Origin of the sequence: Cellulomonas fimi (assembly GCF_028583725.1) — a bacterium.
GTDB lineage: Bacteria > Actinomycetota > Actinomycetes > Actinomycetales > Cellulomonadaceae > Cellulomonas > Cellulomonas fimi_B.
The window spans coordinates 3,572,977-3,586,072 of the sequence record NZ_CP110680.1; the positions used below are offsets into that span (position 1 = coordinate 3,572,977).

Below are 13,096 nucleotides of genomic sequence, written 5' to 3' on the forward strand. Positions count from 1 at the left end.
CGGTGCCCCACGCACCGGACGAGCCCATGACGCAGACCCCCACCCGATCGCGCCTGCGCGGCGCGACCCGTGCGGCGGCCGCCGCCCTCCCCCTCGCCCTGCTCGCGGCGTGCGCCGGCACCGCCGGCGACGCGACCCCCGCCGCGACCACGACGACGACCGCGACCGGCTCCCCCGCCGAGGCCGCCACGTACCAGCCGCGCCTCGTCGTCACGTACGACGGCGGCCTGCTCGTCCTCGACGCCGACACGCTCGAGACCGTCGACCGCATCGAGAAGGACGGCTTCCTGCGCGTGAACCCCGCGGGCGACGGCCGGCACGTCATGGTGTCGACCGACGCGGGGTTCCAGGTGCTCGACGCGGGCACCTGGGCCGAGGAGCACGGCGACCACGCGCACTACTGGACCGCGGACCCGGTGCTGACCGACGTCACCTACCCCGCCGAGAAGCCCGGGCACGTCGTCGTGCACGGCGACCGGGTCGCGCTGTTCGACGACGGCACGGGCGAGGTCACCGTGCTCGACGTGCACGACGTCGCGGGCGGCCGGGACGCCGTGACCCGCACGTACACCACGCCGTCGCCGCACCACGGCGTCGCGGTGCTGCGCGGCGACGACGCGCTCGTCGTCTCGGACGGCACCGAGGAGGAGCGCAGCGGCGTGCGCCTGCTCGGCGCGGACGACACCGAGATCGCCGCGACCGACGCGTGCCCGGGCGTGCACGGCGAGGCGGTCGCGGCCGAGGAGGTCGTGGTCGTCGGGTGCCAGGACGGCCTCGTCGTCGTCCGCGACGACACGATCACCAAGGTCGCGAGCCCGGACGCCTACGGGCGCATCGGCAACCAGGCGGGCAGCGAGGAGTCGCCCGTCGTGCTGGGCGACTACAAGTCGGACCCCGACGCGGACCTCGAGCGCCCGACGCGCGTGTCGCTCGTCGACACCCGCACCGCGACGCTGCGCCTGGTCGACCTGCCCGCGTCGTACACGTTCCGGTCGCTGGGCCGCGGTCACGACGGCGAGGCGCTGGTGCTGGGCACCGACGGGTCGCTGCACGTCGTCGACCCCGAGTCGGGCGCCCTCACGCGCTCGCTCCCGCTGATCGACGCCTGGACCGAGCCCGACGAGTGGCAGGAGCCGCGCCCGACGCTGCACGTGCTCGACCGCACGGCGTACGTCACGGACCCGGCGACGAACCGCGTGCTCGCGGTCGACGTCGCGACCGGCGAGGTGTGGCGGTCGGTCGAGCTGGACGTGACGCCGAACGAGCTGACGTCGGCGGCGGGGCGGCACGCGCACTGACGTCGACGGCGGGGCGGCACGTGCGCCGACCGTGACTCTCCCGGCGCCCGCGCGGTGGGGTGACCCGCGCGGGCGCCGGTGAGTCAGGCGGGGAGCGTGACCGGACGCGGCGACGCGGTCACGGCGGTGGGACCCGAGGGCTGCGGCGGTGTCCGGTAGCCCTTGACGATCAGGTAGACGGCGAGGCTCATCTCCCACGCCGTCACGGGGATCGCGGCCGCCATGGCGACGGGCGAGACCTGCTCGTAGAACCCGAGGAGCACGAGCGTCGACGACGCGAGCACGAGAGGCCCGCCGACGAGGCCGAGCACCGTGATGGCGCGCGGGACGAGGTGCGCGCGGTGCACGACGGCCGCGAGGACGAGGCTGTTGAGCCCGATGACGAGGCCGGGCCCGACGAGGAACGTCCAGTCGTGGACGGCGACGAGGCCGTGCGCGACGGCGACGAGCGCACCGTCGTCGGCGGTCCCCTCGACTCCCGCGGCGCGGTCCTGGCGCAGCGTGACGACGGCGAGCGTCGCGACGATGCCGACGCAGATGACGGCCGCCTCGAGCAGGCGCCCGGCGACGTAGCCGAGCGCGGCGGACGGCGCGTGCCGCCGGATCACGGGGTAGATCGTCACGGCGGTGCCGATGCAGGACACCGCGAGCACGACCTCGAGGAAGCCGCCGAGCAGGACCTGGGTGTCGGCACCCGCGCCGAGCACGTACTCCGGGTCGCCGAGGACGGGCTGGTAGAGCGCGAGCGCGGCGATGGCGGCGACGGCGGCGAGGATGAAGAAGACGCCGACGACGACGGCGTTCCCACGGCTGGACTTCATGACGGGACTCCTGGCGGTGCGGTGGTGTACGGCGTACACCCGATGACGACCGACCATAGGTGTACGGTGTACACCGGTCAAGGAGGTGCCCCGGATGGCGGACGAGCGACGCGTGCCGCTCACGCGTGACCGCGTGCTGGACGCGGCCGTCGACCTGGCCGACGGCGAGGGCCTCGACGCCGTGAGCATGCGGCGCCTCGCGCAGGACCTCGGCGTCGTGCCGATGGCGCTCTACAAGCACGTCGCGCACAAGGACGAGCTGGTCGACGCGATGGTCGACCGCGTGATCGGCGAGATCCCGCCGACGGACCCCGACCTGCCGTGGAAGGACGCGCTGCGCACGCGCATCCTCGACGCGCGCGCCGCGCTGCTGCGGCACCCGTGGGCCCGCCGCGCGCTCGAGGCGCAGGAGGCCCCGACGCCCGTCATCCTCGGCCACCTCGACGCGACCATCGCGATCCTCCTGCGGGGCGGGCTGACCGCCGACCTCACGCACCACGTCATGCACACGCTCGGCAGCCGCGCGCTCGGGTTCAGCCAGGAGCTGCACACCGAGTCGGCCGCCGCGGGCACACCGCTCGACGACGAGACCGCGGCGATGTTCGTCGCGGCCTTCCCGCACGTCGTCGCCGTCGCGAGCGCCGCGTCGCACGACCCGGACAGCGTCGTCGAGGCCGGCTGCGACGACCGGTTCGAGTTCGAGTTCTCGCTCGACCTGCTGCTCGACGGTATCGAGCGGCTGCACCGCGAGGGCTGGTCGTCGGCCGCCGCACGCGCGGCCCGCCACCCCTTCTGACCTGCGGGTTCGCCCAACCCGCGCGGCAGCGCGCCCGCCCCCGCGACACCGCCTGCTGGACACGCGTCCGTCTCGTCCGGATCGTCCACGCCTCGGAGCGCGGCTTGACGCGCGCGTCACGACGGTTAGGTTAGGCGAGCCTTCGTCAGGTGAGGTCCCCCTTACCTCGACGGAGCTCCTCGTCCCGTCGACCTCAGGGGGCCTCGCGTGCGCGAGCTGCTGTCGTCCCGCACCGCCGACCACTACGCCGACACGGTGCACACCACCGTCGACCGGCTCGCCGCACGCCTGCGGACCACCACCCAGCCGTTCTCCGGCGCGACCCCCGCGCAGCTGCGGGCGCTCGTCGACGCCGTCGACCTCGACGGGCCCGCGATCGGCACGCCCGCCGCGCTCCGCGAGGTCGACGACCTCGTCCTCGAGCACGCCGTCTGGTTCCACCTGCCGACCTACGCGGCCCACCTCAACTGCCCCGTGGTCCTGCCCGCGGTCGCGACCGAGGCGGTGCTCGCGGCCGTCAACCCCTCGGTCGACACGTTCGACCAGTCCGGCATCGGGACCTTCGTCGAGCGCAGCGTCGTCGACTGGACCGCGCGCCGCATCGGCTTCGCCGCCGGGGACGGGATCTTCACGTCGGGCGGCACGCAGTCGAACCTGCACGGGCTGCTGCTGGCCCGCGAGCACGCGCTCGCCGGCGTCGCCGACCGGGGGTCGGTGCTGCCGCGGCTGCGCGTCGTCGCGAGCACGTCGAGCCACTTCAGCGTCCAGAAGGCCGCGCTGCTGCTGGGCCTCGCACCCGACGCGGTCGTCGCCGCGCCCGTCGACGTGCTCGGCCGGCTGCGGCCGGAGGGCGTCGCGGCCACGCTCGCCGCGATCCGCACCGCGGGCGACGTGCCGATGGCGGTCGTCGCGACCGCGGGCACCACCGACCGCGGGTGCGTCGACCCGCTCGCGCCGATCGCGCTGACATGCGAGACCGGCGGGACGTGGCTGCACGTCGACGCCGCCTACGGGTGCGGGCTGCTCGTGTCCCCCACCCGGCGGCACCTGCTCGACGGCATCGAGCACGCCCGGTCCGTGACCGTCGACTTCCACAAGAGCTTCTTCCAGCCGGTGTCGTCGAGCGCGCTCGTCGTGCGCGACCCCGCCGACCTCGCACCCGTCGCGTGGCACGCCGACTACCTCAACCCCGAGGACAGCGACGAGCCCAACCAGGTCGACAAGTCGCTCCAGACGACGCGCCGGTTCGACGCGCTCAAGCTCTGGACGACGCTGCGCGCGCTCGGCGCCGACCGGCTCGGTGCGATGTTCGACGAGGTGCTCGACCTCGCCGCCGCCGCGCACCGGTGGGTCGACGAGGACGACGACCTGGTCCTCGTCGGGCGCTCGCAGCTGTCGACCGTCCTGTTCCGCTACCAGCCCGCGGGGCTCCCGGACGTGCAGGCGGACGCGCTCGTGCCGCAGATCCGCGCCGCGCTGTTCGGCTCGGGCCGCGCGCTCGTCGCCAAGACCGTCGTCGACGGGCGGCCGTGCCTCAAGCTCACGCTGCTCAACCCCGACACCACGCTCGACGACGTCGCCGCCGTGCTCGAGCTCGTGCGCGCGGCCGGTGCCGCGCTCGCCGAGGGCGACGACCTGCTCGCCGACGCCACGGCGGTGGCCCGGTGACCGCGACCGCCCAACCCCGCACGCACGACCTCGTCGGCATCGGGATCGGCCCGTTCAACCTGGGCCTCGCCGCGCTCGCCGACCCGCTCGGCCTCGACGCCGTGTTCCTCGACGCGCGCGAGGGCTTCGCGTGGCACCACGGGATGATGCTCGAGGGCGCGACGATCCAGGTCCCGTTCCTCGCCGACCTCGTGACGATGGCCGATCCCACGTCGCGCTTCTCGTTCCTCGCGTGGCTCAAGGCCACCGGACGGCTCTACCCGTTCTACATCCGCGAGTCGTTCTTCCCGCTGCGCGCCGAGTACGACGCGTACTGCCGGTGGGTCGCCGACCAGCTCCCGACGCTGCGGTGGGGGCGCACGGTCGTGCGGGTCGAGGCGGACGGCGACGACTACCTGGTGCGCGCGCAGCGCGCGGACGGAGGCGTCGAGACGTATCGCACCCGCCACGTCGTGCTCGGGATCGGCACGCAGCCCGTCGTCCCGCCCGCGCTGCGCGACGTCGGCGGACCCGTCGTGCACAGCGCCGACTACCTGCCGTCGCGCGCGGCGCTCCAGGCGGCCGGCAGCGTGACCGTCGTCGGCAGCGGGCAGTCCGCGGCGGAGATCTACCGCGACCTGCTGGAGGACGTCGACCGGCGCGGCTACCGGCTGGACTGGGTCACGCGCTCGCCGCGGTTCTTCCCGATGGAGTACACGAAGCTCACGCTCGAGATGACGTCGCCCGAGTACACCGACCACTTCCACGGGCTCCCGACGGATCTGCGCGACCGCGTCGGGCGCGAGCAGCGCGCGCTGTCCAAGGGCATCAGCGCGGCGCTCGTCGACGACATCTACGACACGCTCTACCGCAAGAGCGCCGCCGGTCCCGTGCCCACGACGCTGCTCACCGACACCGAGGTCGTCGGCGCCCGGTGGGACGGCGAGCGGTACACGCTGCGGCTGCGGCACGCGCAGCTCGACGCCGAGCACGAGCGGACGACCGACGCGCTCGTCCTCGCGACCGGGTACGCCGCGCACGTCCCCGCGTTCCTCGACCCCGTGCTCGACCGGCTCGACCTCGACGCGCGCGGGCGGTTCGCCGTCGCTCGCGACTACTCGGTCGACGGCGGGCGCGGGCGCGTCTTCGTCCAGAACGGCGAGGAGCACACGCACGGCGTCACCGCACCCGACCTCGGCTTCGGCGCGTGGCGCTCGTCCGCGATCCTCGAGGCGGTCGTCGGGCGGGAGGTCTACGCGCGCGAGCGCCGCATCGCGTTCCAGGAGTTCGGCGTCCCGGCCGACGCCCGCCCGGTCGCCGCGGACGACGCACCCGACGCGCTCGTCGGAGGTGCGCGGTGAGCGCGGCCGTCACCGCACCGGCGCTCGTCGTCACGCTCGAACCGCTCGACGTCGCCGCGCACGCCGCACGGCTGCACGCGTGGCTCACGCACCCGCGGTCCGCCGCGTGGGAGATGGGCCACCTGACCGTCGACGAGGTGCGCGGCTACCTCGACGACGTCGCGGCCGACCCGCACCAGCGGGCGTGGCTGGGCCGCGTCGACGGGGAGCCGACCTTCCTCGTCGAGACGTACGACCCCGCGCGCGTGCTGCTCACCGACGTCTTCGACGCCGCACCCGGGGACGTCGGCATGCACCTGCTCGTCGCCCCGCCGACGGGTGCGCCCGTGCACGGCCTCACGTCGGCCGTCATGCGCGAGGTCGTGCGGTTCGTGCTCGACGACCTCGGCGCGGCGCGCGTCGTCGTCGAGCCCGACGTCACCAACGCCCGCATCGCCGCGAAGAACGCGGCCGCCGGGTTCCGCGTGCTGCGGGAGGTCGACCTCCCGGGCAAGCGCGCGCTGCTGTCCGTGTGCACGCGCGCCGACCTCGCCGCGAGCCCTCTGGGAAGGACCCTGCGATGACCGCCACGACCGAGCGTGCCGGCACCGGCCTGGCGCCCGTCGCGCACGCCGCCCACCTGCGCCCCGAGACGATGGCGGTCGCGCAGCGGCACCTCGTCGCGAAGGCGCTGTCCGAGCTCGCGCACGAGCGGCTGCTCGCACCCGTCCGCGACGGCGACCCGACCGACCTCGTCGGGGACGACGAGCGCGGCGCGCACGACTACCGCGTCGCGCTCGACCACGGCCGCGTCGTCTACCGGTTCCGCGCACGGCGGATGTCGCTCGAGCACTGGGCGCTCGACGAGGCGAGCCTCACGCGCGACGTCGACGGCGCCCCCGCACCGCTCGACGCGATGGCGCTGGTCCTCGAGCTGCAGCCGCTGCTGCGCATCCCCGACCAGCTGCTCGCGGTCTACCTGGAGGAGATCGCGTCGACCCTCGCGAGCGGCGCGTTCAAGGCGCACCACGGCGGCCCGTCGGCGGCCGCCCTCGTCGGTGCGCCGCTGTGGGAGGTCGAGGCGGCGATGACCGAGGGGCACCCGTCGTTCGTCGCGAACAACGGACGGATCGGCTTCGGCGTGAGCGACCACGCCGCCTACGCGCCCGAGGCGGGCCGGCCCGTGCGGCTCGTCTGGCTCGCGGCCCGTCGCGACGTCAGCCACCTCGCGCTCGGTGCCGGGCTCGACGAGGACGCCTTCTACCTCGCGGAGCTCGGCGGCGCGACGATCGCGCGCTTCCACGCGCAGCTCCGCGACCTCGGCCTCGACCCCGCCGACTACCGCTGGCTGCCCGTGCACCCCTGGCAGTGGGAGCACCGGCTCGCCGTGACGTTCGCGCCCGACGTCGCACGCCGCGACCTCGTGCTGCTCGGCGCGGGCGACGACGACCACCTCCCCCAGCAGTCGATCCGCACCCTGCTCAACGTCTCCGACCCGTCGCGGCACTACGTCAAGGTCGCGCTCGCGATCCAGAACATGGGCTTCCTGCGCGGCCTGTCCCCCGCCTACATGGCCGCGACCCCGGGGATCAACGACTGGGTCGCGGACCTCGTCGCGGGCGACCCGGTGCTCGCGGCGCACGGGTTCCGCGTGCTGCGCGAGCGCGTCTCGATCGGGTACACCGGCGACGCGTACCACCGCACGCCGCAGCCGAACGCGCACCGCAAGATGGTCGCCGCGCTGTGGCGCGAGAGCCCCGTCCCGCTCGTCCCCGCCGGGCACGCGCTCGCCACGATGGCGTCGCTGCTGCACCGCGACGCCGACGGCGCGTCGTACGTCGGTGCGCTCGTCGCCGCGTCCGGCCTCGACGCCGCGACGTGGCTGCGGCGCTACCTCGACGTCTACCTCACGCCGCTCGTGCACTGCCTGCTCGCGCACGACCTCGCGTTCATGCCGCACGGCGAGAACGTGATCCTCGACCTCGACGGTCACGTGCCCGTCGGCGCGTTCCTCAAGGACATCGGCGAGGAGGTCGTCGTCCTCACCGACCGGCCGCTGCCCGCCGAGGTCGAGCGCGTCCGGCACCCGGTCGACGCCGACGAGGCCGCGCTCGCCGTGTTCACCGACGTGTTCGACGGGTTCCTGCGGCACCTCGCCGCGATCCTCGACACCGACGGGCTGCTCGACGAGCGGGCGTTCTGGGCGGCCGTCGGCGACCGGGTCGACGCGCACGCCGCGCAGCACCCGGACCTGCACCGCCGCGTCGACCTGCGCGCGCGGCGCTTCGCGCACTCGTGCCTCAACCGGCTCCAGCTGCGCAACACCGCGCAGATGGTCGACCTGGCGGACCCGTCGGGCTCGCTCATCTACGCGGGCACGCTCGCCAACCCCGTCGCCCGGGGGCGCGACGCATGACGACGCCCCCGGCCGCCCACCCGCCGACCGGCGCCGCCGCGTGCGCGGGCGCGTCGACCCGCAGCAGGGTGGGTGCATGACGGTCGACGTGTTCCGCGACGCGTGGGGCGTGCCACACGTGCGCGCCGACGACGAGCTCGGCCTCGCGTACGGCCAGGGCCTGGTGACGGCGGTCGACCGCGCGTGGCAGATCGAGGTCGACCTGTGGCGCGCGCAGGGGCGGCTCGCGGAGCGGATCGGCCCGGCGGGCGTCGACTGGGACGTGCTCGCGCGGCGGCTGCGCCTCGCCGACACCGCCCGGCGCGTGCACGACGCGCTGCCCGACGACGACCGCGCCTGGCTCGCCGCGTACGTGCGCGGGATCGACGACGGCCTGCGCGGGCGACCCGTCGCGGAGGTCGCCGCGCTCGACGCGCGCCTCGGCGGCAGCACCCCGCGCGACCCGTGGCCGGCGTGGGGCCCGATCGGCGTGCTGCTCGTCGCGCACGCGCTGTTCTCGACGTTCCCGCGCCTGCTCTGGAACGACCACGTCGCGCGCGCCCTCGGCGACGACGCGGTCGCGCTGTTCGACGCGGCGGGCGGTGCCGGCGACCCCGGGTCGGGCGGCAGCAACGCGTGGGCGCTGCACGGCTCGCGCACCGCGAGCGGCCTGCCGCTCGTCGCGGGCGACCCGCACCGGCTCCTGGAGCTGCCGGGTGTCTACCAGCAGGTCCGGCTCGCGTGCCCCGGCGTCGACGTCGTCGGCCTCGCCTTCCCCGGGGTACCGGGCGTGCCGCACGTCGCGCACACCGGGGACGTCGCCTGGGGCGTGACCAACGCGATGGCGCACCACGTCGAGGTGTTCCGCGAACGGCTCCGACGCACGGCCGGCGGCTGGGAGGCGCGGGGCCCCGACGGGTGGGAGCCCGCGACGGTGCACGAGGAGACGGTCCGCGTCCGCGCCGGCGCCGACGTCCCGGTCCTCGTGGGCGAGACCGCCCGCGGCCCCGTGCTCTGGCGCTCGGCCGCGGACGGACGGCCCCGACGCACCGGCACGACCGGACCGGCCACCGCGCCGGCCGACGTGCGCACCGGGACCGAGGTCGCGGCCTGGTCCGTCCGTCTCCCCGCGCGCGCGACCGCCGACGCCGGGGTCACCTGCCTGCGCCGGCTGCTGCACGTGCGCACCGCGGGCGAGGTCGCCGACGTGCTGCGGGACTGGGTCGACCCGGTCAACCGCGTGCTCGTCGCCGACCGGCACGGCACCGTGCTGCGCGTCGTCGCGGGCCGGGTGCCCGACCGGCGCGCCGGGCTCCGCCGTCGCCCGCACGACGCGTGGTCGGACGCGGCCCGGTCGCCGCGGTGGGTGTCGCCCGTGCCGCCCGAGCCGGTCACGGACGTCGCGGTCGACGCGAACGAGCGGCCCGCGCGACCCGAGCACGACCTCGGCGCCCTGTACGCGCCGCCGCAGCGCGCCCGCCGGATCCGGACGCTGCTCGACGCCACGCCGGACGCGCTCGCGACCGCCGGGAGCACCGCGCGCGTGCACGGCGACGTCCGCCACGACGGCGCCGCGCGCCTGCTCGCGCACCTCCCCGCCCCGGACGGTCCGACGGCGCCCCCTCCGGCGTCCGGTGTGCCTCTGTCGGCCGGCGCGCGCGACGTGCGGGACCGTCTCCTGGCGTGGGACCGCGAGATGGCCGCCGAGAGCCGCGCCGCGGCGGACTTCGCCCGCTGGCGTTCGGCGCTCGTCCGCCGCGTCGCCGCCCACCCCGCGCTCGCCGCGCTGCACGACGACCCCGGCGCCGGCCCGGTGCTCGCCCCGTGGTTCGTCGTCACCGCCCGCGTCGCCGACGCGCTCCCCGCGCTGCTCGACGCGGACCGCGCGGACCCGGACCGCCTCGGCCTCGACGGGCCCGCGCTCGTCCGTGCGGCGCTGGAGGACGCGGCCGCCGACGACGACGGGTCGACGTGGTCGGACCTGCACCGCCTGCACCCGCTGCACGTGCTCGACGAGGTCCCGGGCTGCGCGTCGCCGTTCCCGGTGGACGCCGGGGTGGGCGGCGACGTGGACTGCGTGCGCTCCACGTCGTCCACCCCGGGAGTCACCCACCGCTCATGGCGGGGGTCGGTCGCGCGCTACGTGTGGGACCTGGCCGACCGCGAGCGCAGCCGGTGGAACGTGCCGTTCGGCGCGAGCGGTGTGCCCGGCGACCCGCATTCCCTCGACCAGCTCGACGCCTGGACGGACGCGCGCACGACCGAGGTCGTCACCGACTGGGACCGTCTGCACCGGGAGGACCTGCCATGACCACCGCCCCGACCTCCGCCGCGCGCCTGCGCTCGGGCCCGCGCGGCACCGTCGTCGACGAGCGCGACGTCCCCGGGCTGGGCGTGCTCACGACGACCGTCCTCGACCCCGACGCCGACCTGGACACCGTGCACACGTGGGTCACGCAGCCGCACACCGGCTTCTGGGGCCTCGGCGCGCTGACCCGCACGGAGCTGCGCGACACGTACGCGTTCGTCGACGGCCTGCCGCACCACCACGCGTTCCTGCTGCGCCGCGACGGCCTGCCGGTCGCGCTGCTGCAGACGTACGAGCCCGAGCACGACCCCGTGGGCGAGGTGTACGACGTCGAGGCCGGCGACGTCGGGCTGCACGTCCTGCTGGGTGCGCGCGGCCGCCCGACCCCGCGGTTCTCGACGCTGCTGTTCGGCGCGGTCCTCGACGCGCTCTTCGAGCCGCCCGCCGTGCAGCGCGTGGTGATCGAGCCGGACGCGCGCAACGACCGCGCGGTCGCGCGCGCCGTGCGTCAGGGCTTCGTGCTCGGCCCGGTCGTCGACCTGTCGACCAAGCGCGCGCAGCTCGCGTTCCTCACGCGCGCACGCTGGTCGTCGGCACCGCGCTGACGCCCGGGTGCGCCCGCTGCTCGGCGCCCCGAGCCGGCCTGAACGCCCGGACCTGCGGCGCCGTCGCTAGCCCGCGACCTCCGCGGCCTCGAGCCAGGCGGCCTCGAGCTCGTCCTTCTCGACGGCGAGCGCACGCAGCTCCGCGTCGAGCGCGAGCACGGCCTGGTGGTCGGTCGCCTGCGCGGCCATGCGGTCGTGCAGGTCCTTCTCGAGGTCGGCGATGCGCGACAGGCGGCGCTCGATGCGCGCGATCTCCTTGCGGGCGGCGCGGACCTCGGCCTGCGTCGGGCCCGCGGCGGCGACGGCGGCAGCCGCGGGCAGGTCGGCGGCTGGCGGGACGGCTGCGGGGGGCTGGGCCTCGCCCGCGGCGCGGCGCAGCTCGAGGTACTGCTCGACGCCGCCGGGCAGGTCGCGGAGCTTCGCGTCGCCGAGCAGCGCGACCTGCCGGTCGCACACGCGCTCCAGCAGGTAGCGGTCGTGCGAGACGACGACGAGCGTCCCGGGCCAGCCGTCGAGCAGGTCCTCCAGGGCCGCGAGCGTGTCGGTGTCGAGGTCGTTCGTCGGCTCGTCGAGCAGGAGCACGTTGGGTTCGCCGACGAGCAGGCGCAGGAGCTGGAGCCGGCGCCGCTCCCCGCCGGACAGGTCGCGGACCGGGGTGCGGGCGCGGTCGCGCGGGAAGCCGAGCCGCTCGACGAGCTGCGACGCGGTGAGCTCCTTGCCGCCGACCACGACGGACCGCTTCTCGCGCTCGACGACCTCGACGACGCGCAGGTCCGCGAGCTCGTCGAGGTCCTCGACGTCCTGGCGCAGCTCGGCGACCGCGACCGTCTTGCCGCGCTTGACCCGGCCCGACGTGGGCGCGAGCCGCCCGGCGAGCAGGCGCAGCAGCGTCGTCTTGCCGGCACCGTTGACGCCGACGACGCCGATCCGGTCGCCGGGGCCGAGCCGCCACGTCACGTCGTCGAGCAGCACCCGGTCGCCGAACGCGAGCGTCACGTCCTCGACGTCGAGCACGTCCTTGCCGAGCCTCGCGGTCGCCATGCGCGCGAGCTCCATGCGGTCGCGCGGCGGCGGCTCGTCGGCGATCAGGGCGTTCGCGGCGTCGATGCGGAAACGCGGCTTCGACGTGCGCGCAGGGGCGCCGCGGCGCAGCCACGCGAGCTCCTTGCGCAGCAGGTTCTGCCGCTTCTCCTCGGTCGTCGCGGCCGTGCGGGCACGCTCGGCGCGCGCGAGCACGTAGGCGGCGTACCCGCCGTCGTACTGGTCGACGCCGCCGTCGTGGACCTCCCACGTGCGCGTGCACACCGCGTCGAGGAACCACCGGTCGTGCGTCACGACGACGAGGGCACCGGACCCGCGCGCGTACCGCTCGACGAGGTGCGCGGCGAGCCACGCGACCCCCTCGACGTCGAGGTGGTTCGTCGGCTCGTCGAGCACGAGCACCTCGTCGTCGCGCACGAGCAGCGCGGCGAGCGCGACCCGGCGGCGCTGCCCGCCGGACAGGGACGACACGTCGGCGTCGAGCGCGACGTCGGACAGCAGGCCCGCGTGCACGGCGCGGATGCGCGCGTCGGACGCCCACTCGTGCGCGTCGGCGGACCCGTGCACGGCGTCGAGCACCGTGCCGGGCGTGAGGTCGTCGCGCTGGTCGAGGACCGCGACGCGGGCACCGCCCGCGCGCGTGACGCGACCGGCGTCCGGCTCCTGCAGGCCGGCGAGGACCCGCAGGAGGGTCGACTTGCCGGCGCCGTTGGGTCCGACGACGCCGATGCGCTGGCCGTCGTCCAGCCCGAGGCTGACCTCGTCGAGGAGCGTGCGCGTGCCGAGCGTGAGGGTGACGCGGTCCGCGCCGAGCAGGTGAGCCATCGAGGCGCAAGGCTACCCGT

The 13,096-nt window shown here is 75.8% G+C and carries 10 protein-coding genes and 1 pseudogene; 8 read left to right on the plus strand and 3 right to left on the minus strand.

Annotated elements, in window-relative coordinates:
- The first annotated feature begins 26 nt into the window (after positions 1 to 26).
- Entirely contained in the window at positions 27 to 1,298 is a 1,272-nt protein-coding gene (gene aztD / locus OOT42_RS16050; protein WP_273652160.1) for a zinc metallochaperone AztD, read from the plus strand.
- An 83-nt stretch (positions 1,299 to 1,381) separates the two neighbouring features.
- Here aztD and OOT42_RS16055 read toward each other — a convergent pair whose 3' ends face one another.
- Positions 1,382 to 2,119, minus strand: a complete 738-nt coding sequence (locus OOT42_RS16055) for a DUF4386 domain-containing protein (protein ID WP_273652161.1) — start codon at positions 2,117 to 2,119, stop codon at positions 1,382 to 1,384.
- 94 nt (positions 2,120 to 2,213) lie between these two features.
- Here OOT42_RS16055 and OOT42_RS16060 point away from each other — a divergent pair, with 94 nt between their 5' ends.
- The 7 genes from OOT42_RS16060 to OOT42_RS16090 all read left to right on the plus strand — a co-directional run bounded on the left by OOT42_RS16060 (position 2,214) and on the right by OOT42_RS16090 (position 11,210).
- Positions 2,214 to 2,915, plus strand: a complete 702-nt coding sequence (locus tag OOT42_RS16060; protein WP_273652162.1) for a TetR/AcrR family transcriptional regulator — start codon at positions 2,214 to 2,216, stop codon at positions 2,913 to 2,915.
- 207 nt (positions 2,916 to 3,122) lie between these two features.
- Positions 3,123 to 4,583, plus strand: coding sequence for a pyridoxal phosphate-dependent decarboxylase family protein (locus tag OOT42_RS16065; RefSeq protein WP_273652163.1), 1,461 nt, complete (start codon positions 3,123 to 3,125; stop codon positions 4,581 to 4,583).
- Positions 4,580 to 5,923, plus strand: coding sequence for a lysine N(6)-hydroxylase/L-ornithine N(5)-oxygenase family protein (locus OOT42_RS16070; protein ID WP_273652164.1), 1,344 nt, complete (start codon positions 4,580 to 4,582; stop codon positions 5,921 to 5,923). Before OOT42_RS16065 ends, OOT42_RS16070 begins: the two co-directional genes overlap by 4 nt.
- Complete coding sequence (locus OOT42_RS16075) at positions 5,920 to 6,486, plus strand: GNAT family N-acetyltransferase (RefSeq protein WP_273652165.1); 567 nt, start codon at positions 5,920 to 5,922, stop codon at positions 6,484 to 6,486. Before OOT42_RS16070 ends, OOT42_RS16075 begins: the two co-directional genes overlap by 4 nt.
- The gene (locus OOT42_RS16080; protein WP_273652166.1) at positions 6,483 to 8,318 is read left to right on the plus strand and encodes an IucA/IucC family protein; all 1,836 of its coding nucleotides are present in this window, start codon (positions 6,483 to 6,485) and stop codon (positions 8,316 to 8,318) included. The genes OOT42_RS16075 and OOT42_RS16080 overlap by 4 nt, the downstream gene beginning before the upstream one ends.
- Positions 8,319 to 8,394: 76 nt before the next feature.
- Positions 8,395 to 10,608: a penicillin acylase family protein gene (locus OOT42_RS16085; RefSeq protein ID WP_273652167.1), complete on the plus strand. Its 2,214-nt coding sequence runs from the start codon at positions 8,395 to 8,397 to the stop codon at positions 10,606 to 10,608.
- The gene (locus OOT42_RS16090) at positions 10,605 to 11,210 is read left to right on the plus strand and encodes a GNAT family N-acetyltransferase (RefSeq protein ID WP_273652168.1); all 606 of its coding nucleotides are present in this window, start codon (positions 10,605 to 10,607) and stop codon (positions 11,208 to 11,210) included. The genes OOT42_RS16085 and OOT42_RS16090 overlap by 4 nt, the downstream gene beginning before the upstream one ends.
- 66 nt (positions 11,211 to 11,276) lie before the next feature.
- Here OOT42_RS16090 and OOT42_RS16095 read toward each other — a convergent pair whose 3' ends face one another.
- Positions 11,277 to 12,545 (minus strand): ABC-F family ATP-binding cassette domain-containing protein, encoded by a 1,269-nt coding sequence (locus tag OOT42_RS16095; RefSeq protein ID WP_423776019.1) that lies wholly within the window; start codon positions 12,543 to 12,545, stop codon positions 11,277 to 11,279.
- 65 nt (positions 12,546 to 12,610) lie between these two features.
- Positions 12,611 to 13,076: pseudogene (locus OOT42_RS20325) on the minus strand (ATP-binding cassette domain-containing protein); the annotation flags it as partial.
- Positions 13,077 to 13,096: the final 20 nt, after the last annotated feature.